The sequence below is a fragment of the Deinococcus sp. Arct2-2 genome, from assembly GCF_004801315.1.
Taxonomy (GTDB): domain Bacteria; phylum Deinococcota; class Deinococci; order Deinococcales; family Deinococcaceae; genus Deinococcus.
Map to the genome: position 1 here is coordinate 26,566 of NZ_SSNW01000001.1, position 23,423 is coordinate 49,988.

At 62.4% G+C, this 23,423-nt stretch carries 22 protein-coding genes and 1 tRNA gene; 10 read left to right on the forward strand and 13 right to left on the reverse strand.

Annotated features, from left to right (window positions below):
- Positions 1-178 precede the first annotated feature (178 nt).
- The 5 genes from E7T06_RS00105 (at position 179) to E7T06_RS00125 (ending at position 3,476) form a co-directional block, all read left to right on the forward strand.
- Positions 179-727 (forward strand): GNAT family protein, encoded by a 549-nt coding sequence (locus E7T06_RS00105; protein WP_136363823.1) that lies wholly within the window; start codon positions 179-181, stop codon positions 725-727.
- On the forward strand, positions 724-1,650 hold the full coding sequence (gene argC, locus E7T06_RS00110) for an N-acetyl-gamma-glutamyl-phosphate reductase (protein WP_136363824.1): 927 nt from the start codon (positions 724-726) through the stop codon (positions 1,648-1,650). Before E7T06_RS00105 ends, argC begins: the two co-directional genes overlap by 4 nt.
- A 10-nt stretch (positions 1,651-1,660) precedes the next feature.
- A complete protein-coding gene (locus E7T06_RS00115; RefSeq protein WP_136363825.1) occupies positions 1,661-2,503 on the forward strand; it encodes a shikimate 5-dehydrogenase in 843 nt (280 codons plus the stop codon).
- Between the two features lie 126 nt (positions 2,504-2,629).
- Positions 2,630-2,908 (forward strand): DUF2171 domain-containing protein, encoded by a 279-nt coding sequence (locus tag E7T06_RS00120; protein WP_136363826.1) that lies wholly within the window; start codon positions 2,630-2,632, stop codon positions 2,906-2,908.
- 247 nt (positions 2,909-3,155) lie between these two features.
- The gene (locus tag E7T06_RS00125) at positions 3,156-3,476 is read left to right on the forward strand and encodes a YegP family protein (protein WP_136363827.1); all 321 of its coding nucleotides are present in this window, start codon (positions 3,156-3,158) and stop codon (positions 3,474-3,476) included.
- 41 nt (positions 3,477-3,517) lie between these two features.
- On the opposite strand, the gene E7T06_RS00130 is transcribed toward E7T06_RS00125, so the two are convergent.
- The 3 genes from E7T06_RS00130 to E7T06_RS00140 all read right to left on the reverse strand — a co-directional run bounded on the left by E7T06_RS00130 (position 3,518) and on the right by E7T06_RS00140 (position 7,614).
- On the reverse strand, positions 3,518-4,264 hold the full coding sequence (locus E7T06_RS00130; protein ID WP_136363828.1) for a ScpA family protein: 747 nt from the start codon (positions 4,262-4,264) through the stop codon (positions 3,518-3,520).
- Between the two features lie 43 nt (positions 4,265-4,307).
- Complete coding sequence (gene trpS / locus E7T06_RS00135) at positions 4,308-5,306, reverse strand: tryptophan--tRNA ligase (protein ID WP_136364005.1); 999 nt, start codon at positions 5,304-5,306, stop codon at positions 4,308-4,310.
- Between the two features lie 379 nt (positions 5,307-5,685).
- Positions 5,686-7,614, reverse strand: coding sequence for a peptidylprolyl isomerase (locus E7T06_RS00140; RefSeq protein ID WP_136363829.1), 1,929 nt, complete (start codon positions 7,612-7,614; stop codon positions 5,686-5,688).
- Positions 7,615-7,681: 67 nt separating this feature from the next.
- Between E7T06_RS00140 and E7T06_RS00145 the strand changes: the two genes are divergently transcribed.
- Positions 7,682-7,758 (forward strand) — tRNA-Arg (locus E7T06_RS00145).
- 257 nt (positions 7,759-8,015) lie between these two features.
- Positions 8,016-9,077, forward strand: a complete 1,062-nt coding sequence (locus tag E7T06_RS00150) for an SIS domain-containing protein (protein ID WP_136363830.1) — start codon at positions 8,016-8,018, stop codon at positions 9,075-9,077.
- Between the two features lie 84 nt (positions 9,078-9,161).
- On the opposite strand, the gene recJ is transcribed toward E7T06_RS00150, so the two are convergent.
- Complete coding sequence (gene recJ / locus E7T06_RS00155) at positions 9,162-11,321, reverse strand: single-stranded-DNA-specific exonuclease RecJ (protein WP_136363831.1); 2,160 nt, start codon at positions 11,319-11,321, stop codon at positions 9,162-9,164.
- Entirely contained in the window at positions 11,318-11,686 is a 369-nt protein-coding gene (locus E7T06_RS00160; protein ID WP_136363832.1) for a LapA family protein, read from the reverse strand. The genes recJ and E7T06_RS00160 overlap by 4 nt, the downstream gene beginning before the upstream one ends.
- 99 nt (positions 11,687-11,785) lie before the next feature.
- Here E7T06_RS00160 and E7T06_RS00165 point away from each other — a divergent pair, with 99 nt between their 5' ends.
- A complete protein-coding gene (locus tag E7T06_RS00165) occupies positions 11,786-12,670 on the forward strand; it encodes a UbiA family prenyltransferase (protein WP_205750759.1) in 885 nt (294 codons plus the stop codon).
- Between the two features lie 116 nt (positions 12,671-12,786).
- The gene (locus E7T06_RS00170) at positions 12,787-14,151 is read left to right on the forward strand and encodes an FAD-dependent oxidoreductase (RefSeq protein ID WP_240740763.1); all 1,365 of its coding nucleotides are present in this window, start codon (positions 12,787-12,789) and stop codon (positions 14,149-14,151) included.
- A 52-nt stretch (positions 14,152-14,203) separates the two neighbouring features.
- Here the strand turns inward: E7T06_RS00170 and E7T06_RS21075 are convergent, their stop codons facing one another.
- The 7 genes from E7T06_RS21075 to E7T06_RS00200 all read right to left on the reverse strand — a co-directional run bounded on the left by E7T06_RS21075 (position 14,204) and on the right by E7T06_RS00200 (position 21,131).
- Entirely contained in the window at positions 14,204-14,350 is a 147-nt protein-coding gene (locus E7T06_RS21075; protein ID WP_168733303.1) for a hypothetical protein, read from the reverse strand.
- Between the two features lie 60 nt (positions 14,351-14,410).
- Entirely contained in the window at positions 14,411-16,162 is a 1,752-nt protein-coding gene (locus E7T06_RS00175; RefSeq protein ID WP_136363834.1) for a S8 family serine peptidase, read from the reverse strand.
- Positions 16,163-16,485: 323 nt separating this feature from the next.
- Complete coding sequence (gene pruA, locus E7T06_RS00180) at positions 16,486-18,057, reverse strand: L-glutamate gamma-semialdehyde dehydrogenase (protein WP_136363835.1); 1,572 nt, start codon at positions 18,055-18,057, stop codon at positions 16,486-16,488.
- 255 nt (positions 18,058-18,312) lie between these two features.
- Positions 18,313-19,245, reverse strand: coding sequence for a proline dehydrogenase (locus E7T06_RS00185; protein WP_136363836.1), 933 nt, complete (start codon positions 19,243-19,245; stop codon positions 18,313-18,315).
- Positions 19,242-19,922 carry a GntR family transcriptional regulator gene (locus E7T06_RS00190; RefSeq protein WP_136363837.1) on the reverse strand — a complete coding sequence of 227 codons (681 nt, stop codon included), beginning with the start codon at positions 19,920-19,922 and terminating at the stop codon, positions 19,242-19,244. The genes E7T06_RS00185 and E7T06_RS00190 overlap by 4 nt, the downstream gene beginning before the upstream one ends.
- Before the next feature lie 184 nt (positions 19,923-20,106).
- Positions 20,107-20,616, reverse strand: coding sequence for an MgtC/SapB family protein (locus E7T06_RS00195; protein WP_136363838.1), 510 nt, complete (start codon positions 20,614-20,616; stop codon positions 20,107-20,109).
- Positions 20,617-20,708: 92 nt separating this feature from the next.
- The gene (locus tag E7T06_RS00200; protein WP_136363839.1) at positions 20,709-21,131 is read right to left on the reverse strand and encodes a hypothetical protein; all 423 of its coding nucleotides are present in this window, start codon (positions 21,129-21,131) and stop codon (positions 20,709-20,711) included.
- 374 nt (positions 21,132-21,505) lie between these two features.
- Here E7T06_RS00200 and recO point away from each other — a divergent pair, with 374 nt between their 5' ends.
- Positions 21,506-22,243, forward strand: coding sequence for a DNA repair protein RecO (recO, locus tag E7T06_RS00205; protein WP_136363840.1), 738 nt, complete (start codon positions 21,506-21,508; stop codon positions 22,241-22,243).
- Between the two features lie 61 nt (positions 22,244-22,304).
- Here the strand turns inward: recO and E7T06_RS00210 are convergent, their stop codons facing one another.
- Positions 22,305-23,219 (reverse strand): alpha/beta hydrolase, encoded by a 915-nt coding sequence (locus E7T06_RS00210; protein WP_136363841.1) that lies wholly within the window; start codon positions 23,217-23,219, stop codon positions 22,305-22,307.
- Between the last annotated feature and the right edge of the window lie 204 nt (positions 23,220-23,423).

Genomic DNA, 23,423 nt, shown 5'->3' on the forward strand with positions numbered 1-23,423 from the left:
AGCGGGAAAAGAGTCGGTAGGCGTGGGCGTTTGGGTCTTTCCCTCTCCACCTGTGGGACTGGAACAGCTCGAAGAGAGAGGGGCGCTGCATCGCAGCGGGGTGGCTCGCAGAGCTGCGGAGCAGAGGGGGTAGTTCAGTGGCGTTCCCGCTCTCTCGCTACTTGATACGCTACTCCTCATGTCCCGCGCAGCCCTGCCCCCCTTGATGCTGCGCCCCCTGACCCCCGCCGATGCCCCGGCCCTCTGCGCCTACCGCAACGATCCCGCTGTGGCCCGTTATCAGGGCTGGGATTTGCCCAATGCACTGGCCGATGCCGAAGCCTTGATAACCCAGATGCAGGGGCGCACGCTGGCGCAAGATGGCTGGACGCAAGTGGCCTTTGCTCATGCTGAAAGTGGCGAACTGCTGGGAGATTTTGCGGTGCGCGGTCTAGGCCGACAAGCAGAATTGGGCGTGACGCTGGCCCCCGCTGCACAGGGGCGCGGCTTTGCGTCGGAGGGACTGAGGCTGGTGCTAAAGCAAGTGTTTGATTTGCACGGGCTGCACCGCGTCTACGCCAGCATCGACCCGCGCAACTACGCCGCCGCCGCCCTGCTGCTCCGGGCCGGATTCCGGCATGAGGGAACCACCCGCCAAAGCTACTGGCACCGGGGAGAATGGACGGACGACGCGATTTATGGCCTGCTGCACAGCGAGTGGCAAGCACAAACCACGCAGGAGAATTGATGAGACCCAAAATATTTATAGACGGCGAGGCCGGAACCACGGGCCTGCAAATTCGGCAACGGCTGGCAGGCCGCACAGACCTAGAAGTGCTGAGCATCGACCCGGCCCACCGCAAAGACCCGCAGGCCCGCGCCGACCTCCTCAATGCCGCCGATCTGAGCATTCTGTGCCTGCACGATGACGCCGCCCGCGAAGCCGTGACGCTGACCACCAACCCGCACGCCCGCTTGCTGGACGCCAGCACCGCGCACCGGGTCGATGCGGGCTGGGCGTTCGGGTTTCCGGAACTGAATGGGGGGCAAGCCGACCAGATTCGCACGGCCCGCTTTGTTTCCAATCCCGGTTGCTACAGCACGGGCGCGATTGCCTTGCTTGCGCCCCTCACGGCGTCGGGCCTGCTGCCATCCAACCATCCGGTGAATATTCAGGGCTACAGCGGTTACAGCGGTGGGGGCCGTGCCCTTGTTGACGCACACGAGCAGAATCAGCCTCACCCCATGCGCGGCGAGTTCCTGAGCTACGGCTTAGGGCTGGATCACAAGCACATTCCTGAAATGATGCGTTACGGCGGCCTGACCCGCACCCCCATTTTTGTGCCGAACGTGGGTGCGTGGGCACAGGGCATGACCGTGACTGTGCCGCTGCATTTGGAAGAATTGGGCGTCAGTGCGGAGCAGATGTATACCGCGCTGGCCGAACATTACGCAGGCCAGCGGTTCGTGCGGGTCACGCCGCCCGCCGAAAATCCGGCCATCTTAGACCCGCAAACGCTGAACGGTACGAACGATCTGGAGTTGTTCGTGTACGCCAGCACCGATGGAAGCCGCGTGCTGCTGGCCGCCCGCCTCGATAACTTGGGCAAGGGGGCCAGTGGAGCCGCCGTGCAAAACCTGAATCTGATGCTTGGGCTGGCCGAGTCATAGGACGGGTTGAATGAAACCGCCGATCAACAAAGACACGCAACTGTGCATGAGCTTATCGGGACGCCCCGGCAATTTCGGTACACGCTTTCACAACCACCTCTATGACGCGCTGGGCCTCGATTTCGTCTACAAAGCGTTCACCACCACTGACCTTCCCGCTGCCATCGCCGGAATCCGGGCGCTGGGCATTCGCGGCTGCGCGGTGTCTATGCCGTTCAAGGAAGCCTGCATTCCGTATCTGGATAGGCTGGATGCATCGGCTGCCGTGCTGCAATCGGTGAATACCATCGTGAATGAGGGCGGCGTGCTGCACGCTTACAACACCGATTATCTGGCGGTGCGGCAGTTGTTGACGCAGCATCAACTTGATCCAGCCCTGCGCTTCGTCTTGCGCGGCAGCGGCGGCATGGCGCGGGCGGTGGCGTTTGCCCTGCGCGACGCTGGATTTGCGTCCGGTACGATTCTGGCAAGGAACGAAGCGGCAGGGCAGGCGTTGGCTCATGATTTGGGTCAACAACACGGCCACTTCGTCTGGCAGCCCGAACACTGGCAACCGCAACCCCAAGAAGCCCAACTGCTGATCAACGTGACGCCTATTGGCATGGCGGGAGGCCCCGAAGCGGCGGCATTGGCCTTTGCCCCGGCCCAAATCGCACAGGCTCAGGCGGTGATGGATGTCGTCGCCTCTCCCGCCGAAACGCCGCTAATTCGGGCGTCCCGCGCAGAGGGCAAATCTGTCATCACTGGGGCGGAAGTCATCGAACTTCAAGCGTTGGAACAGTTCGTGCTGTATACGGGCGTGCGTCCCAGTGCAGTACAAGTGCAGGCCGCCGCCGCTTTCGCACGTTCCTGAGTCGGCCCCAGCGTCAGCCTTCCGTCAGACAAGCATCAGTGAGTCTTCGCCTGTTACTCATGCCTGTCCCACGCGCCGAGCGTCCCATAAGACCAACGCGCCAGTACGGGCGAAAGTGAGGCTCTTATGACTGGAAACGACCAGAGCATGACCGACAGCGACCTGCAAACCCTCGACGATAAGGCGATGGAAAGCCTGCGTGCGCAGATCACCGAGCACCTGCAAGTGAAGGACATCAACGGCGAGCATGTGGGCACGGTAGATCACCTCGAAGGCGACCAGATCAAGCTGACCAAAAGCGGCAGCCCCGATGGTCAGCACCATTACGTCAGCCTCAGCGACGTTCGGAGTGCCGATGAAGTGGCCGTGTACCTCAGCAAAACACGCGAAGAAGTGATGGCGTAAAGTTTAAGCGGCCATCTTAAGCGGGAATGGGGGCAACAGCGGGTGTGTTGCTCCCGCAGTTTTGTCTACAGCATTTGTCATAAGAATGACCGAGCGAAGCGAGTGAATTTTACCGAGCAAGACGGAGAATGGAGCCACCGAAAGTCTCTTTTTTCGTGGCGTAATTCGGAGAACTGCTCTAAAAGACGTGGAGTCTGCCCAAAAGATGTAGAGTGATAAAAATCACATCTTAAAAGGGGCTGAATACATGGCTGGAAAGTTTGTAGTCAAGCGCAGTGGCGATCAGTTTATGTTCAATTTGCACGCGGGCAACAGCCAGATCGTGCTGACCAGCGAGCGCTACACGGCCAAAGCTGGGGCCATGAACGGCGTGGAATCGGTACAGACCAACGCCGCCGACAGCATCCGCCTCGTACTCAGCGACAGCGGCCTGCGCTTTAGCCTCACCGCCCGCAACGGACAGGTCATCGGCACCAGCGAAACCTACTCCAGCGAAAGTGCGGCCCGTGCAGGCATGGAAGCCGTGACCCGCGCTGCGGAAGGGGCCACGGTAGACGACCAGACCTGAGGCTGTGGGCCAGAACTTCTGCGCTTGTCCAACCACCCACCTCAGCCTTCTTGCACATGCGACGTGATCTGAATTTCTCCGTTCACGTCGTCTTGCTGCACGCTGAAGTTGCCCTCTTTGACGCCTTCTAGTAGAGCGGCAAAGTAGGTGGTCTGCTCGCCCCAGTTTTGCGCCGGAATGCCCCGAAAAGTGAAGGTTCGCAGCCGGGTTCCAAAAGCCCGTAATGCGCCCAAAGCATCGGCCAGCGTCAGGCGTTCACGCGACAGCAACGGCACGTCTACCTGACGCACGGCATTTTGGGCGGCCCGCACCAATTTGCCGAGGCTGCCCGCCGGATTGCGTGGGCGTTCCCGGCGGGGCAGGGTCACGGGGACAGCGCGGGCGGCGATCAGTCCTTCCCGCTCACGCCGCCGCGCCGCTAAAAAGCCCACCAGCGCGTCTAACTCGGCCAGAGCTTCCACGCCTTCTACCAGTTCATCCAGCAGGTCATCCGGCCAGCTTTCCTCGGTGGCTTCAGGCTGAATTTGGGGCAGCAGCAAGCGGGCTTTGAGGGCAATGACGCTGGCGAGAGTCGGCAGCAAATCAGGTTGGGCGTCGGCGTAGAGCGCACCAAAGCCTTGCGCCCAAGCCAGCACTTCCCGCGTGAGGGCCAGCAGCGGCACTTGGGGCGGCAGAACCCAGCCAGAGCGCAGGGCCGAGGCCAGTTCTGCCAGTGTGCCCGAAAAGCAGGGCAACTGCACAGCAAAACTGGTCTGAGGGGCGGGGGCCAAAGCTACAGCCGTTCCCACAACCTACCGCCCACGTCCCACACGCCATTCACGGTTTTGGAAATCACAACTTCAGGAAGCCAACCTTCTCCCGCGCTTCCTCGAACACGGGCTGGGCAATGGCGCGGGCCTCTTTTGCGCCCTGCACCAAGGCGTCGCGTACAAAATTGGGGTCGGCACGCAGAGCGGCGGCGCGGTCTTGAATGGGCGCGAGTTCCTGCGTCATGCTGCCCAGCAACAGTTTTTTGCAGTCTACGCAGCCAATGCCAGCGGTGCGGCAGCCCGTGTACACCGTTTCCAGCGTGGGCAGGTCGCTAAACAGCTTGTGGTAATCCCCGATCAGGCACTTGTCGGGGTCGCCGGGGTCGGTGCGGCGCACGCGGGCGGGGTCGGTGGGGGCCACCCGCAGCTTTTGCCAAATGGAATCCAGCGGCTCCAGAATGCCGATGGTGGTGGCCTCGCCCTTGCTTTTAGCCATTTTCCCCGATCCGTCAAGGCCGGGAATTCGCAGCGCGTCCTTTTCCAACACCGCCCTCGGTTCGGGGAACGTGTCGCCAAACGCATGATTAAACTTGCGGGCAATCTCGCGGGTCAGCTCGATGTGCTGCACCTGATCTTCACCCACTGGCACGGTGTCGGCCTTGTACAGCAAGATGTCGGCGGCCTGAAGCACCGGATACATCAACAGGCCCGCCGGGGTGCTTTCCAGCTTTCCGGCCTTGTCTTTGTACTGCGTCATGCGCTCCAGTTCCCCCACCGGCGTGATGACCGTAAAGAGCCACGCCAGTTGCGTATGTTCGGGCACATGCGACTGCACAAAAAAGATGACTTTTTCGGGGTCTAAACCAATTGCCATATTGGCTATGGCCATATCGAAGGTACGCCGGGCCAGATGTTTGGGATCATAGGCAATGGGATTGGTGGGCGCGTGCAAGTCTACCACGCAGTAAATTGAGTTTTTGCCCAATTGGTCGCCCAATTTCACATAATTTTTCATGGCCCCAAAGTAGTTCCCGATATGGGGATCACCCGTAGGCTGAATTCCAGAAAAGACGCGCGGCATGACAGAAGACATAATGTCGGCAATTCTAGCGGGCCGGGGCGGGGGAAGGCGTGGGCTGAATGGCTCAGGGGCACACCGCCAGTCTATTTCGCAGCCAGCCCCTGATACGCAAGTAAAAAGAGCCCCGTACATCTGCTGTTGCCCTCTCCACCTGTGGGAGAGGGGCGCTGCAAGGCAGCGGGGTGAGGGGCCACCCAGCCAGCGTTCTTGCCTCATATACGCAAGTCAATTTAATTCCGTACTACAGGGGAGCGAGAAAGCGTAGTTGTCCTCCCCTTTAAGGGGGGGCGTTGCGTCAGCAACGGGGGGTTCTCCAAACTCCAGACCAAAAATTAGGCGGCCCCATTATGCGGGCCGCCCAATTCGGAAGGAGAGAAGATTAAGGTGTTTCTGCCGGAGTTTCGGTTGCAGGCGTTTCCGTCGCTGGGGTTTCAGTGGCGGGCGTTCCGGTGGCCGGAGTTTCCGTACCCGTTGCTGGGGTTGCAGGTGTGCCCGGAGCGGGCGTAGCCGGAGTTGCGGGCTTGGGCGTCGCCGCCGTCACGCGCTTTTCCTGCGCGGCCAAGATAGTTTTCAGGTTGTCGGTGGGCTTCAGGGCAGCCACTTGTTTGGCGACAAAAGCCGATCCGACTTCGTTCTTTTTGGTGCCCAAGACCGCTTCTTCAATCTGGCTGCGAACGGCGCTGAGGGGCTGAGTGGCGGCGCGTTTCAGGTCGGTTACGTAGGCCACCGAGTAGCGCGTGCCGACTTGTACCACGTCGCTGAGACTGCCTTCTCCGGCAGTTTTCAGGGTTTTGGCAGTAAAGATGGCGGCCTTCAGTTCTGCGCCCAGCGTGCTTTCGGTGCCGCCCGTGATGGCTCCGCGCTCGCTCACGGTGCCGCCTGCTTTGGTGGCCGCCTGCGTAAAGTTGCTGCCATTCCAGCTGTTGCGGAAGGCCACAGCCTGCGCCTTGTCCTTAAAGCTGGCCTCGTTCACGGTGCCGCTGGCTGCCGTTTCAAACTGCTTGATGTTTTCTTGGTAATACTTTTGCACGTCGGCATCGGTCACTTTTACGTCACGCGCACCGTAGGCAGCCAGCGATGCGGCCAACTCCTGCCGGGTTCCGGCCAGCGCCAACTTCTGATCCTGCGCCACTTTGCGGGCGGCGTAGCCCTGAATCAGGCTCTGAACCACTTGCGGTTTCAGGATGCCGTTGACGAGTTGTGCGGCCTGATCGGCAGGCACTTGCTGCAGCAGTCCGGTGAATTGTTGGTTGCCTACAACCTGCTCGATCACTGCCGAGTAGGGAATGTTTTGGCCCGCGACCTTGGCAACGGTGGGGTCTTCGGCCTTCCAGTTCACGTCTATGTATTCCACTTTCATGTCGGCGGCCAACTTGTCGCCCCACGCTTCTACGGCAGCGTTCTTCTTCTGCTGGTTTACGGCGGTCAGCACATCGGTTTTGGCGTCGGCAAAGGGCTTGGGCGCGGGCGCGAGGAACTTCTCTACCTTCACGATGTAAAACTTACCGCCGCTCTTGATCACGTCGGTGACGCCGCCCTCGGTGAGCGCAAAGGCCGCCGTGCCGACTTCTGCGGGCAATGCAACCTGCGCCACCGGGCGGGGAGCGCCGTTTTCCAGCGGGCCGAGTGCGCCGCCCCGGTCTTTGTTTTCGGTGCTGTTGGCGGTGGCGAGGGCTGCAAAGTCGCCGCCTGCTTTCACCTGTGCCAGCAAGCTCTTGGCCTTGGCCTCGTCGGCCGCCACGATCTGACGGCCCACGATTCGGGCGTCGCTGACAAAATTGGCCTGATTCAGTGTGTAGTACAGCTGCGCTTCGGCGTCGGTGGCGGGCGTGGCGGTTGCCTTGATGGAATCTACTTTGCGCTGTACAGCAAGGCCGTCGCGGACTTGCTTACGGAAGGCCGCGTCGGTCAGGCCCGCACCTTGCAGCGCGTCCGTCCACGCTTTGTTGTCGGTCAGTTTGTTCTGCTCGCGCACTTTGGTCACTTCAGCATTCACGTCGTTCTTGCTCACGTTGATGTCTTCAGCGGCCTGAATGTACAGCACTTGACGGGCCTTTTGGGCCACCACGTAGGTCTTGAAATCGTCGCCCAACAGCCCGGTGTCGGTGCTGCTCAGCACAGGATTGCCACGCCGCAGGGCTTCGAGTTCTTCTACCGTAATGGTCTGCCCGTTCACCTTCAGGGCAGGCGTTCCGGTTTGGCGGTTAAAGAGGCTGCCGAGGTTCGGCGTGAACTGGTAGGCCATGCCCACCACCAACATCAATGCCAGAACGCCCAGCAGGACGTTCACGAACTTCTTGTTCTTCACTTGATCTCCTTCATGCAAAGTGCTACTTTAGCTGAGCTTTGTGGGTTCCGTTTTGGAATCTCTGTAAGCACTCGTAGCTCAGGTGGATAGAGCGTTGGCCTCCGAAGCCAAAGGCCACAGGTTCGAGTCCTGTCGAGTGCACCACGATCAATCTGCAAGCCAGTCACGTCGCCTCTTTGGGCGGCGTTTCTGTATGGGCGGCTTCCATAGAGCTGTCGTCTACTGGAATGGGGACGAGACAAAAAGGACACGGGCAGGATTCTAGCACGCAAGGTTAAAGGGGCGTGAAGGCAAAATCTCTGTTCTGAACGGTGTTTTTGGTTGCCTTTGTGGGTTCGGGACTCTGGTCGTGCTGCTGCTGCGCCTCCCCCTGAGCGCCCCCGCCATGTACGCTAGTCGGTATGACCATTCCCTCTGCTCCTGCCCCCGCCAGCGACCTGTTTGCGCTGCTGGCCCGCTTGCCCGGCAGTTATGCTGGCCCCACCCGCCCCGAACCAGCCCCGCACGCCATCGTCGGCGTAGGTGAAGCCACGCTGGCTGTGCAATTGGCCGAAACCCTCGTGGCCGTCAACTTTACCCGCACAGGCACGCAATTTGTGCTGGACAGTGCCGACGCCGGAGACGCCGCCCGCACTTTTGCGGAACTGGCCGAAGTCGCGGGCGCGGCAGTAAAACGCATCAGCACCGGCGGCAGCGCCAGCGAAATAGATGTCTTGGTTCCGGGTGGCCCACTTGCCACCTACCACTTTGCCCAGTTTTTGGCCCATGCCACCGGGCACGGCGAGCAGGCGCAGTCCGCCGACGCGCTGCTGACCGATCTGGCCTACCGCTGCGCCCCCAGCGTAGAGCAGGACAATCCCGCCCGCGATTTGGCGTGGAGTTTGTGGGGCCGCACGCCGCTGCTGCTGGCCGCGCCCGACGCCGAGGCCTTGCCGCAGGCGTGGCAAACCCTGCTGGCCCGCATCGGCAAAACGCTGAGCATTCCGGTCATGGGCGATCCGCTGCCCTTCGTGACCGGCGCGTTCGAGGCCCAGCACGAAAAGGGCGACGGCAAAATTGCGTTGCTGCTGGGCGACGCCGATCCTGCCTTGATGGTGGCCCGCGAAATCTTGGAATCGCGCATTGACGAAGTGGTGCATGTGCCGTACTTTGCGGAGGAAGTGGGCGGGTACGCGGCCCAGTTGGGCCTGTGGTACTTCGGCGCGTGGGTGGCTGCATATTTGGCCGAGCGTTACGAGCAATCGCCCAACGATCTGCCTATTTTGCGCCGCGCTCAGGCCGTCCTGAGTGGCGAGGCCGCCGAAGACACCCTCAACGCCCCCCGCGAAGACGTGCGCCGCACGCCGATCATCAAGGACTGGCGCGATGAAGACGCCGACTCTGGCGACGGCAACCCGGACGGTCTTGAAGACGACTTTGACGAAGAAGACTTCGACGAAGATATGGATGAGGACGACGAATAACATTGATTGAGGTGAACAGTCATGTGGTTAGGCTGTCACTAGAGCGAAGCGAGCACGAAGAAAGTAGGCTTTCGGGTACTGATTTCAGTCGTCGGCCACAGCCAATACATGCTCCGCCGCTTCGGGCCTACCCACTTCAGGCACCTCTAACCCCAGCATGGCGTGAACACTGGCCGTCCAGCCCGCGTCATCCAGCGTGCGGTGATGGTGCGCCCATTGCCAGCGGCGGTAGGCGTCGGCGGCGCTCTCTAGATGCGCGTCGTCCTGTGTGGCGTCTAGCATGGGGTTGGGCGGCGGCGGGGCAAGGTGATGCCGGGTCAGTGCGCCTTCCAGTTCAGCCAGTGTTTTGGGGCCGTAAGCAAAGGCCACTCGCCCCGCCGTGACCCACATTCGCAGGTCGGATTCGGCGGGCAAGGCGTACAGGATCAGTTCGCCGCCGGGGTGCGGGTCGCCTGGACGGGTCAGGGTCAGGCCCGGCACGTTGCCGCTCAGGTAGTCGGCCACCGCGCCCTGTGCATAGGCGCTGGCCCCCGATTTCAGGTGCTGCATGGCCTCTTTGGGATCTAGGCGCGGGGTGGGGGAGAGGGCCGTTGCCGCATCCATTCCTTCCAGCCCCAAAGAAGCAGGCAGGCGCAACGCTTGGCCGTGCAACTCTAGATTCACTTTGCCCCGGAATTCGTTCAGCACCAATTGTGTGGCAAGGTCGCGGCTTCCGGGTGTGGCGTCGGTTTCGCCGTATTTCACGCCCTTCAGTGGCCCCACCCGGAATTGCAGGCTGTCGCCGCGTTTGCCCACGAGGCGCGTGTCGGTGAGGGTATCGCGCACATGCCAGAGCGGGGGGCGGTGGCCTTCGCCGTAGGGTTCGAAGCTGGCGGCCTCGGCCACCAAGTCCATTGTCGCCCCCAGCGTGGGCAGGGGCGCGTCTAGCAAAACGGTTGGCACAGGCGTCGGGAATTGCCGCGCATAGGCGTGAATCCGGTCACGAAAGGCCCCAATATTTTCGGGCGCAATAGAAAAGCCTGCCGCGCCGGGATGTCCACCGAAACGCTTCAGCAGATGTTCGCTGTCGCGGAGGCCCTGCACCGCGCTAATTCCGGGCGTACTCCGCACCGAGCCTTTGCCCTGCGCGATGATGTACACGGGCTTGTGGTAGGTCTCCACCAATTTGCTAGCCACAATCCCCATGACGCCCGCGTGCCAATCGGCGTGCGTGACCACCAGTGCGGGTTCCGAAGGGTCGGCAATCGCCAATGCCTGCTCGAACATTTTGTCTTGCAGCACGCGGCGGTCGGCGTTGCGCGTCTCCAAATACGCCGCGAGGGTGACCGCCTCATGCTGGCTGTCGGTGGTCAGCAATTGCAGCGCGATATCGGCCTCGCCCAAGCGTCCGGCGGCATTGATGCGCGGAGCCAGAATAAACGCCACGTCGCGGGCGGTGGGGCGACGCACCTGCTTGGTGTCCATCAGGGCACGCAGGCCGGGGTGCATGGTGCGCTCCATTTCCTGCAATCCGGCCCGCACCAGCGCCCGGTTTTCTCCGATCAAGGGGGCTACGTCGGCCACCGTGCCCAGCGTTGCCAGTGCCGTGAGGGGCCGGGGTTCGGGCAAGCCCAACTCGGTGTAAATGGCCCACAGCAAGTGATACGCCACGCCCGCCCCGGTCAGGTTGTGCAGCGCCCCGTTGTAGCCACTGGTCAGTTGCGGGTGAACCACCAACGTCGCGGGAAACTCTTTGCCGGGCGCGTGGTGGTCGGTTACGATCACGTCTACGCCCCGGCCCATCAGCGCCCGCACTTCCTCCACATTGCTGACGCCGCAGTCCACCGTGACCAGCAGGTCGGCAGCATCGGCGTGTTCTTCTACCCGGTCAGGATGTACGCCGTAACCTTCGTTCAGGCGGTGCGGAATAAAGCCGTGCACATTGGCCCCGACTTGCCGCAGCCCCAGCACCAGAATCGCCGTTGCGGTCACGCCGTCAGCGTCGTAATCGCCGTGAATCCGGATACGTTTGTTAGCGGCTACCGCTTTCACTATTCGCTGCGCTGCCTCAACCAAGGCCGGGTTAGGCGTCAGCGTCAGCGGGGGGTCAAGCAGTTCGCGGGTCAGGCCGCGCCCGTGCAGCACTTGTGCCAGCGGCGGAGACACGCGCCAAGCCCGCATCACGTCCAGCAGTTCTTCACGGCTGGCAGGCGGGGCCAGCAGCCAGCGCGGTTCGGGGGCGGTTTTTGTTTTGACTGGACTCATGGCTGGGTTCCTTGTTGCGCTTGTTCTGATTCGGTGGGTGCGGCGGGAGCCAGATTGGCCGGTGTCATGGCTCCCAAGCGGGCCTGCAACGTGGCGGCCAAGCGGTTTTCCAGCGCCGAGCGTTCGCGCACGTCCCGCCTGCGCTTGGCCCGCACGTTCCAGAGGGGCGGAACGAACAGCAGGGCCGCGTACACGGCCCCCGTCAGCAAAAACAGCGCCACCGCCGCACCTACGGGCAGGCTCAGTTCGCCGCGTCCAAAGGGGAGGGGCAGCCGCACCACCTGCGGGTTTTCCAGCGCCACCAAGAGCAGGTAAGCCGCCAGCGCCAGCAGCAGTAAAACTTGCACAAACGAAACGAGCCGCATCAGGGAACAGTTTAGCGCTTACGCCGGGTCAGAAAGGCAAGGCAGCCGCAGACTTTCGGGACGGCTGGCCCACGTTGCGCCGCTAGAATAGGGGCTGATATGGTGCCCCGCCTGCGTTCCGTTCCGCGCCCTGCGCTGCTGCCGCTCTCCCGGCTGTTGGCGGTGTCGCGTCCGGCGCTGTGGGTCAATACGGTGGGCACGCTCATTACGGGGCTGTGGCTCAGCGGGCATCTGTACACTCTCCATCTAGAACTTTGGGCGCTGCTGCTGTATTTCACGCTTCCCTTCAACCTGCTCATTTACGGCCTGAACGACTTGTCTGACCGGGCCGAAGATGCCCGCAGTGGGCGCAAAGGCGGCTGGCAAGGCGCACGCCTGATGTCGGGCGAAGGTGCGCCCCTCCTGACGGCGATTCTGGCCGTGAACTTGCCGTTTTTGCTGGCGCTGGCGTGGCTGCTCCCGCCCGCGGCGTCGCTGGTGTTGGCGTTATCGGCGGGCTTGTTCGCGGCCTACTCGGTGCCGCCGCTGCGCTTCAAGGGCCACCCGGTGCTGGACGGCCTGAGCAACGTGGCCTACGCCCTGCCGCTGGTATTGCCCGCGCTGGTGCTGGGCGGCCCCGTTCCGCTGCTGCCCTTGCTGGCGCTGATGGCCTATTCAGTGGGCAAACACGCCTTCGACGCCGTGCAGGACATTCCCGCAGACCGGGAAGGCGGCACACGCACGGTGGCGACAACGTTGGGCGCGGCGGGGACGGCCTTCTATGCATTGGTCTGGTTCACGCTGGCCGGGGCGCTCCTTTGGGGAGAAAGTCGGCTGGTGGCCCTGACCTTGTGGGCGGTATGCGGCGGCATGGCCCTAGCCCTCTCCCGCATGCCCACGCCGGAGTGGGCCGCCCGCCTGTACCCGCTGAGCATCGTGTCGCCTTGGCTGGTGGGCACGGTGGCGGGGGTGCAGTTGGTGTATTTGCTGGCACGGCAGGGGTGAGAGAAGAGAGATGCATCAGTGGACAAGCATTGGGTTTTGCTCCCTCCCTCTTTATGGGGGAGGGTTGGGGAGGGGGTAGGTGAGCAAAGCGAATGCCCTTTTCCAAGATATTGAAGGTGTCTGATCCGGTTAGTCCAACTACCGCCATCATCGGCGGCGGCTTGGCGGGCCTTGCGCTCGCCTCACTGTTGGCCCAGCGGGGTCACAGCGTCACTGTGTACGAAGCAGACCGCTTGGGCGGAAAGCTTAGGCGCATAGACGTAGGTGGCCTGAGTTTCGACACCGGCCCCAGCCTGTTCACCTTTCCCGGCGTATGGCACAGGGTTCTGGCCCGCCTGAAGGAAGGTTCAGACCTGCTGGACTTGCGCCCGCTGCCGGGTGGCTTGGGCCTTCATCACACGCCGTTTGGCTCAGTGCCGTTGCCTGTGCCGCCCGGTCATGCGCTATACGCCGACTGGCTGCGGGTGTGTGCGGCGGCGGCCCCGGTTGCGCCGCACGTAGAAACGCTGCTGACCACGCCGCCCCGCTTTACTTCCCCGGCTTTCCTGCGGGCGAGTGCGGCGCTGGCACGCGCTACTGGGCCGCACCTGACCGCCGAGGGCTGGATTCGGGCGCGGCGGGTGCATCCGGGGTTGGCCCACGCGCTCCGCACCCACGCCCTGAATGCCGGACTGCCGCCCGCCGATGCCCCGGCCCTGTACGCCCTGCTTCCGGCCCTGATCGCGGGTCATGTCTGCCGTCCAGCGGGGGGAATGGGCGTGCTGCTGGACAGCTTGCGGGGTTTTTGCGTGGCGCGTGGCGTGCAATTTCGGGGCGCGGTACGGCGGCTGGATGCGGCGTCGGTCACTCTCACGCTGGACGGGGGAGAGGTGGCCCGCCACGATCTGTTGGTCAGCGCGATTGACCCGGCAAGGCTGGCGGCGTTGCGGGGTTTGCCCGTGCATTCGCCCTTGCCCCGGCGCACGGTCAGCGGCGTGGCCGTGTATGCCGCGTTTGCTCAGACCGTGCCTCTGCCCGCCACCAGCATCATTCCGCCCACCGACTTTGCCACCTTCCGCGCTGCCATGCGTGCTGGGGCATTCCCACCCGATACGCTGGCCCTCGTTCACGCCGATGGGCCGCGCTTGGCGGTGTTGCTGACTGCCCCGGCCACCGCTCGCCCACTCAAGCTGGATCATCCTTGGGTACGGGCGCAATTGGCGCGTGTAGAAGAGATGTTGAATGTACCGGGGCTGCTGGCTTCGGCGTCGGCTGTATCCGTTTTAGACCCAGCCCACTACGCACAGGGCGGCCATCCGGGCGGCGCAATTTACAGCCTAGGCTCGCCGGTCTGGCGCGGCGGCCCTCTGCATCCCCAGCCTTACCGCCTCTCGCCCCGGCTGTGGCAGGTAGGCACCGGCGTGCACCCGGGCGGCGGCATCCCGGCCATTCTGGGCGGGGCGCTCATTGTGGATGAGTTGCTGGCTGGGTCATCCTTTTAACAAGAAAAAACCCGCCACAGGGCAGGTTCAGGGTAGAAATTTGAGTTTAGATTTAGGTCGGGCCATGCACATTCGGGCCGACGTACCCAGCCTCACGCCTCGAATCGTGGTTGTCGTCCATCGCCCGGTTCAGGCGGGCTTGTTGGCGGGCAAAGTAGGCCATCACTCCCAAGAACAGCAGCAGAAATAGTAGTCCCATAGCAGTCGCCTCCCTGCCCGCAGCGTAGCAGGCAGAGAGGCGGGGCATGTCAGCCGGGGCTTACTGCCCGGTGATGGCCTTCAATGGATTCACCAGTCCGTGCCCGAAGTTGTTGTCTTTGCCTGCCGTGCCTAAATCGGTGGCGGTAGTGGTGAGCAGGTTCAGCAGTCCGGTATTGGTGAGGGTGGGTTTGGCGGCCCAGACCACGGCGGCGGCGGCGCTGACGTGCGGCGTGGCCATGCTGGTGCCGTCGAAGTAGGCGTAATCTGCGCCCGTCACGCTCAGGGTAGCGGTAGGTGCGCCAGCGGCCAGCAGCGCCTCACCGTCGGTTTGCGTAATGCCCACCACGGGAACGGTGTAGGCGTTGGTCAGGCCGATGCCGGGTGCGCCCAGTGCGTTGTTGTAGATCAGGACGCCCGTTGCGCCGTTGCGGACGGCGTTGGCGGTTTTTTCCTCAAAGGTGCAGGTGCCACGCTTGATCAGGGCAATCTTGCCGTTGATGGCCGCACTGCTGGCGGTGGTGCCGCAAAATTCGTTGTTGGTGCCGCCCGCGACGGCTACTGTGCCCGTCACGCTTCCCTTGCCGCTCAGGTCAGCGCTGGTCACTTCGGCAAAGCTGCGGCCCAGTGCGGTCACGTTGGCAGCGGTACCTTTGCCCAGCGGAACGCTGCTCAGGACGCCTACGCCGGGGCCGACCAGATCGACTTGCGTGCCGAAGTTGCTGAAACTGGCCTTGGCATTGTCGGCATCGGTTGCGCCCACACCTACCACGTTGGTATAAGCCGCCGGATAAGAAACCGCCGCGCCGTCGTTGCCTGTGGCGGCCACGATCAGCACGCCTTTGTTATAGGCGGCGGTGTAGGCCCGCTGCTCGGTCTGGCTGGCGCGGCCCCCGCCCAGAGACAGGCTGACCACGACTTTGTTTTCCGTGCCGCCCTGAGACTTCAGCTGCGCCGCGCACCAGTTCACGCCGTTGATGATGCCGCTGCTGCTGCCGCTGCCGCTGTCGCCCAGCACGCGGGCCATGTACAGGTTCACGCCCGTTGCCACGCCCACCACACCGTTCGCGTCCATACCGGGTTGTCTGGCTGCCGCGCCCGTCCCTGCGCCCAGCTGGGCAAACACGGTTCCGGCCACGTGCGTGCCGTGCCCGTCCACGTCATTCAGTTTGTAGGGGTCTTCGCGGTTGGCATCGGTGGTCACGAAGTTCTTGTATCCCTTTAGCTTGCGTGCAAATTCCGGGTGGGTGGCGTCGATGCCCGTGTCGCCCACACACACCGCGACGCCTGCCCCGGTGTAGTTGCTGGCCCGCAGTTGAGGCACTTTCAGCGCGTTGTCGCCCCAAGTGTACTCACCGCTGGGATTGAAGATGGCCTGTGCCTTCAAGGCCTGAGAGGACAGAGCGGGGCTGCTGCCTTCGCGGGTCAGGCTGCCACTTGGCCAGCCCAGCGCGTGATGCACGGCTTCCAGCTCTACATATTCCACGTTCGGATTGGCCTTGAGTGCCGCCAGCGCAGAAGGAGACAACTGAACGGCGGCGGCGCTGATGTCGGCCCACTGCTGCTTGAGCGTTCCCCCAGCGGCAGTCACCGCCTGCGCCTGCAACACGGCCTGAGCCTCAAGCGCCTGTGCATCTAAGCTCTGTGCATCTAAGTTCTGGGCGCTGAGCGGGTTCTCCTTGAAGCCCACCAGATAGTTGCCACTGGAAGACAAGTCCGGCGTGCTGGCGTCGGGCACAGCGGCATTCTGCTGAGAGCAGGCGGCCAGCGAGAGGGCGAGGGTGGCAGCAAGCAGGGCACGGTTCAGTGACATCAGACTTCTCCTCGAATCAAACGGGTGAATGAAAGAAAGACCCATGCCAACGGTCAGTGCAGAGCAGACCGTGAGCTTGGGAACCGAAATCAATGTGGAACTTGGGCCGGATGCTATGCCGCAGGTCAGCAGTTCATTTATATTTGTCTAGACAGAATTGAACTGAGTTTATAAAAGTCTACAGAAGCGCCCTACAAGCCTGAGTTTTTCGACAAGAGCCGTGAATTCAGTTTCATTTCAAAGCAGATGCCCCATTCCTAACCTGTGAGAGCAGGCAAGAATGGGGGCATTCGGACAACCAGATTTGGGCTTAGGCCGCAGCCTTACCAGCGTTCCGTCACCGTTTTTAGTTGCATAAAGTTGGCGAGGTAATCCGGGCCGCCCGCCTTGCTGTCGGTGCCGCTCATGTTGTAGCCGCCGAAGGGCTGCACGCCCACGATGGCCCCCGTAATCTTGCGGTTGAAGTACAGGTTCCCAGCCTCGAATTCGTGACGGGCTTGCTCCAAGCGGGCGCGGTCACGGCTGCACACGCCCCCGGTCAGGCCATATTCGGTGGTATTGGCGATGTCCAGCGCGTGATCCCAGTCGCGGGCGCGGATCACCGAGATGACTGGCCCGAAGATTTCCTCCTGTGCAATGCGGGCGTCCGCGGGCACGTCGCCAAAGATGGTGGGCTGCACGTAGTAACCCCGCTTGCCGCCGTGTTCGCCGGGGGTTTCGCCGCCCAGCAGCAACTTGGCCTCGCCCTTGCCGATGCCGATGTATTTGCCGATTTTCTCGAAGGATTCTTCGTTGACCACAGCGGTCACGTTGGCGTTGTCTTCGCCTGTGCCCACCCGCAGCTTCCCGGCGCGTTCTACAAACTGGCCCACAACCTCTTCGTACACGCTGTCCACCACGATCAGGCGGCTCATGGCGCTGCACTTTTGGCCGTTGAAGCCGAACGCGCCCTGCACGGCGGCGGTCACGGCGGTTTCAATATCCGCCGTCTCGTCCACGATCATGCCGTCTTTGCCGCCGAGTTCCAGAATGACCTTTTTGATCCACTTTTGAGTAGGTTGCACTTTAGCGGCCACTTCGTTGATGTGCAGGCCCACGCCGCGTGACCCCGTGAAGGTGATAAAGCGCGTCTTGGCGTGCGTGGTCAGGTACTCGCCTACTTCCTCGCCCACACCGGGCAGGAATTGCAGCACTCCGGCAGGCAGGCCCGCTTCCAGCATGATGTCGGTCACGAATCCGGCAATGAGGCCCGAATCTTCGGCGGGTTTGGCGATCACGCAGTTGCCCGCCACGATGGGCGCGGCCAGCATGCCCAGATAGATCGCGCAGGGAAAGTTCCACGGGCTGATGGAGACGCCCACGCCGATGGGCATGAACATCAGCCCGTTTTCCTCGCCTTCGTACCAGGTGGTGTCGGCGGCCCCAAAGCCAGAATATTTCATGGCAGTGCGGGCGTAATATTCGAGGAAATCAATCGCTTCGGCCACTTCTACATCGGCCTCGGCGTAGTTTTTGCCCACTTCGATGCTCATCAGGGCGCAGGCTTCTAGGCGGCGGGCTTTCAGGAGGGCGCTGGCCTTCAGCAAAATGCGGGCGCGGGCGTCGGGCGTCCACTTTTTCCACGACTCGAACGCCTTCCACGCGCCGTCCAGCGCCTTTTGCGCGTCGTCTACAGTGGCTTTGGCCGTGCTGCCCACAATCTCGGACGTATCGCAGGGATTGATGGATTCCAGCTTTTCAGCGGTATCCACGCGCACGCCGTCGATAATCAGCGGGTAATGCTTGCCCACAAGTTCGGCCCGGACTTTTTTGAGAGCGGCCTGATAGGCGGCCACGTTGTCGGCCTGCGTAAAGTCGATGAACGATTCGGGGCGGTACTCTTGGATTTTCAGCATGGTGGCTCCTGCGGGGAAGGTTTAAGGGTCTAAGGTGCTGGGGCGGTGGGTTTTTGGGTGGATTTGACGGCTGAGAAAGTTGGTTGAGACGGCGTGTAGGGTGTGTCTAAGGGTCTAAAGGTCAAGGGTCTAAGGTGCTGGGTCAGTGGGTTTTCGGATGGGCCATGCCATCAGAACAGATGTCCAGCACGGCCCTTGCCCTTCTTAGTCCCTTAGACCCTAGACCCTTAGACTTCCCCAAACCTCAACCGTCACTCACCCCTTCAGCATGCCGCGCAAGACGAACATCACGTTCGCCGGACGCTCGGCAATGCGGCGGCTGAAATAGGCGTACCAGTCGCGGCCATACGGGATGTAAGCCCGCACACGGTAGCCTTGCGCGGCCAGTTCTTTTTGCAAGTCGCGGCGAATGCCGTACAACATCTGGAACTCAAACGCATCTTTGGAAATGCCGTGCGCCAATACGAAGTGCTGCACGTCGGCAATGATGGTTTCGTCGTGCGTGGCGACATTCACGTAGTTGCCCGCCTTCAGGTGCGCGTAAACCAATTTGCGGTAATTGGCGTCCACGTCGGCTTTCACGGGCATCGCTACCGATTCGGGTTCAAGGTAAGCGCCCTTCACGATTCGCAGATTGGGGCGTAGATCATCGAGGCTGGCGCGGTCAGCTTCGGCGCGGTACAGGTAGCTTTGCAGCACCGTGCCCACATGCTGCGCCCCAAATTCGCCCACCAGCACACGGAATTGCTCCAGCGTCTGGTCTACGCGGGGGTGGTCTTCCATGTCTAAGCACACGAAGCCGCCGTATTCCTTGGCCTTGCCGATACTCCGGCGGGCGTTGGTCAGGCCCAAATCTTGGCCGTCCACGGTTTGGCCCTGCCCGATGCTGCTCAGTTTCACGCTCACATACGGCTTGATGCCCTCGGCGCGGGCAGCGTCCAGCAGGTGCAGCACTTGGCCCGCAAACTCATTGGCCTTTTCGGGCGAGGCCACGAACTCGCCCAACAAATCGAGGTTGCTCAGAATCCCGTCGGCGGCCAGTTCGCCTACGGCGGCGATGGCGGTCTGGGCACTCTCGCCTGCCACAAAGCGCTGGGCCACGCTCCAGCCCCGCGAGCGTACGAGGGATTCGATCTGCTTTTGGCCTGAAACGGTTAGGACGGCTTTGCGGTAGAGCTGGTCAATCATGCGAGTTCTCCAAGGTTGTGCATCACGAGGGCGGCGAAGGTTCGGACATGCAGGCGGGCGGCGGCTCTGGCTTGATCCGCGTCGCGGGCCAAAATGGCTTTCAGGATGGCGGCGTGCTGGGCAGCCGTTTCGGGGTGGGCGTTGTAGGTGCGGGTCTGGTGCTTGATCAGGGCCACACGCTGCTCTAGGTCGCGGGCCAGGTCGCTGAGCGCCCCATTGCGTGCGCCCTGCGTAATGGCCCGGTGAAAGGCCAAATCCAGCCGGGTCTGCGTGCGGTATTCGCCGTCTGGCGAGGCATTCAGGTCGTGCAGCGCCGTTCGGAGAGCGTCGGCATCGGCGGGGGTGTGCTGCGCGGCAGCCAACGCTGCGGCCAATCCATCCAATTCTTCGCGCACCACGTAGGCGTCACGGGCCTCAGCCGCCGTCATGGTTCGCACGCGCACGCCTTTGTTGGCCTCGGCCACCAACAATCCATCTTGCACAAGGCGCATCAGGGCTTCCCGAATCGGGGTACGGCTCACGCCCAACTTCTCGCCCAATTCCACTTCGCCCAGCCGCTCGCCGGGCAGCAGATCGCCGTCCAGTACCACCCGCCGCAAATGGTCATACACCCCGTCGCGCACCAGCGTCGGGCGGGCGAAGGACAGGCCAGACAAATTCAATGCAGGCAGGCTCATTGTGGATACTGTATACAATCTGCGGCGGGCTGACAAGGGGCAAATGTTATAGATCCGATGCTTTGGCGTAGGCCGGAAAACATTTTGCATCGCTGGGGCTAAAGGCGCCGGGGCGACGGCGCTCAGCGCGAGCCAACCAGTTTTTAGATCCTAAGACTCCTTTCTTTATTCCACGCCCCACCCCTCAGCCGTTCTGCTCTTCCCGTTTCCGTTCCGAATTCTGTGCTCCGTCCTTGCCACTCCGCTGATTTTCCCACTCTGTCAGTCGCCACAGTACGCCCAGCGTCAGCAAAAACAGGGCGGTGGCTCCAGTCGCCAGCACGTATAAATGCAGGCCGCACGCCACGCCAATCCCTGCCGTTGCCAGCAGGCCCGCTGCGGTGGTCAGGCCTTTGGCCCCCTCGCCGTGCCGATCCGAAAAAATGGCTCCCGCGCCCAGAAAGCTGACGCCGCTGACCACCGCCCCCAGAATCCCGATCAGGTCGAAGCGCACCTGATTGTCTTCTTTGGCAAAGGAATTGACCAACGATTCGCCCAGTACCATAAATAGCGCGGCGCTCACGCCCACCAGAATATGCGTGCGGAGGCCCGCGCTGCGGTTGCGACTTTCGCGCTCCCAGCCGATTGTGCCGCTGAGCACGAAGGCCGCCAGTAGTCCCTGCATCAGCCTGAGTTCGGCCCAGAATGCTTCCATTCTGCCAGCTTAAGCAAAAGGCGATTGACCCAAATCTGACACAGCTTGCCGTTTTCTTGATACCACGTCAGAGGAGGGTCAGGTCAGCAGGCTCACCGTTCGTCCGGGGAAATGGGTTCGATGGGGAAGATTCGGTGGGCGAGCCGCTCTAGACCCGAGCGTCCGGCACGTTGCTGGCAAGACTGCGTACCTGTGCAGAGAGTGACGTAGCGGGTGCGGCGGGCGGCCACATGCACTCGGTACAGCGCCGCTTCGGTGCGCGAGCGGGTGTAATGGCACAGGTCGCAGTGGAGGGCGTTGCGGGCTTTCGGGTCTAGCGGCGTAAATTCGGCCAGTTGGTCGCCTTGCACCAGCGCCAACCGCCCATCGGCCACCGGATAAAGGCCTAACGTCAGCGGCGGCGGGGCCGGGTGTGTGGCGTCGGCTTCGTGCCCAAACAGTTCCCGGTGCGTCTCTGGAAACAGTTCGCGCAGCAAGTCGCGCACGCTGTGGTCTTGGGGGCGGTGATCCTTCATGCTTATCAGTTTAAGCGGAGCTTTGGTGGGCGGAAGGTGGGCTTGAGCACGGCTTGCGACGGGCAAACCCCCCAGTCTGCTTCGCAGCCAGCCCCCTTAAAGGGGAGCGCAACAGCAGTTGTCCTCCCCTTTAAGGGGGGCGTTGCGCCAGCAACGGGGGGGTTCACCTTCCAACCCAGATCAACTCTCCCCGCCCCAACCGTGCCTCCCCGCCCCGTTTCTGCCCCGCTGCCGCACTAGACTAGGCCGGTGATACGGACTTGCTTCGATTACCGTTCATCCGGGAAGACGCCGGATGCCCGTCCATCTCCGCCAGCCCGTACTTTTTGTTACTCGCTCTGCTCGGATGCGTCTCCGACTCATCGCAATTCTTTATGAGGTCAAGAACCGCCAACCGCAGCGGCATCGTTATTCGCCGCCGGGTCACGCCTGCGGGCGACATTATCGTCACGCTGCTGACACCGCAGGGCAAACTGAAGGCCATTGCGCGGGGCGGCGTGCGCGGGCCACTCGCCAGCCGTCTGAACCTGTTTCACCATGTGGGCATCCAGATTTACCAAACGCCGCAATCTGACCTTGCCAGCGTGCAGCAAGCCGTACTGGAAGGCGCGTTGCCCAAGCTAGCCGAGCCGGAGCGCTACGCCTTTGCCCACCTGATGGCAGAATTGGCTGACGCGCTGTTTCAGGAAGGCGAGTTTACCGAACAAGCGTTTGAACTGTTCGCTGGGGCCTTGCGCGGCATCTCTCATCAGCCTGATCCGGAATGGGTGGCGCTGGTGATGGGCTTTAAGTTGCTGGGCCTTGCCGGATTCGTGGCGCAAACGGCCCGCTGCGCCCGTTGCGGCGCAGATCAGCCCGCGCACCCAGACCCCCTAGGCGGCCAAATGCTGTGTGGCAACTGCGCCAGCCTGCCCGCTTACCCACCCGAATCCTTAGATTTCGTGCGCTATGTGGTGCGCCGTAGCGTGAGGGCCAGCATAGAAGCGCCCGTGCCCACCGAACAGCGGGCCATGCTGTGGCGGGCGCTGGAGCGCTTCGTGACCGTGCAAGTCGGCAATGTGCAAAGCTGGCGTCAGCTGGTGCCGCAGCCGAGAGAAGGCGCGACGGTTTAGAGGGTCTAGTAGGTGCTTTCGCCCTTCTTAGACCCTCAGACCCTAGAGCCTTAGACGTTCCTTACCGCACCCGGTACTTCTCGATAAAGTCAATCGCTTGCTGACGGGTATTGCCCAAAAAGGTCAGAGGCCGCGCCACCGCCGCCATAATCGTGACGTGGTTTACGCGGGGAATCACGTTGCGCGTCACCGGAATGCCTGCCGCTTTCAGGGCCGCTTCCATGTTCACGGCGTTCATCGGGTACACCACGCTGTCGTTTTCGGCTACCAACAGCAGGTGCGGGGGCGCATCTTTGCGGACATGGCGGTCGGGCATGATGTCGTCGGGGTTGCCGCCTACAGGGAAGGCGCGGGCGCTGGGGAAATCGCGGAAGTCGTAGGAGTACGGCCCGGCAATGCCGATCACGCCGCGCACGCTGGAAATCGGTACGCCCGCTTCTCGCAGCCAGCGTTCGTTGTCCACCGCTTCTACAGCATTGAACCCGCCCGCCGAGTGGCCCACCACGAACAAATTATCGGGGTTGCCGCCCACAGCTTTGGCGTTGTCGCGCATCCATTTCAGGGCGGCGGCAGCGTCCTGCACGTAGCTGGGGTAGCGGTTGGTGGGGGCGAGGCGGTAATTCATCACGCCTGTCACGTACCCGGCGCGGGCCAAAGACTCGCCTGCAAACTTGTGACCTTCCTTGTCGCCGCCTTCCCAAGAGCCGCCGTGAATAAACAGCACGACGGGCGCGTTGGTCACACCTTCGGGCGAATACACGTCCAGCACATTGCGGGTCTCGGGGCCGTAGCGTTGATCGTATTTCACGGTCAGGCCACTGGTAGACACGACGCGGTTCAGGGTTCCCTGCGCGTTTTGCGGCGAGCAGGCGGCGATGAGGAGGGGCAGCGACAAAGCGCCTAGCATCAGCGCGGCTTGGCGGGCGCGGCGAGGGCGGGCGGTGGGGCGAGAAGAGGACGCAGTGGCCTTGAACATGCCTCAACGCTAGCGGGTGCAGCGGCAAATTGCGGGCACTTGGGGCACACTCCGGCCTTAGCCGAAGCCTGCGCGGGCCTTGAGCATTTGCTGATGTTCTGGCGGTGGACTGGGGGCGAGGGCTAAAGGCAAGAACTGGAACTTTGGTGTATCTCCTCCCCCTTGAGGGGGGAGGCTGGGAGGGGGTGAGTGAGCGCCAGCGAT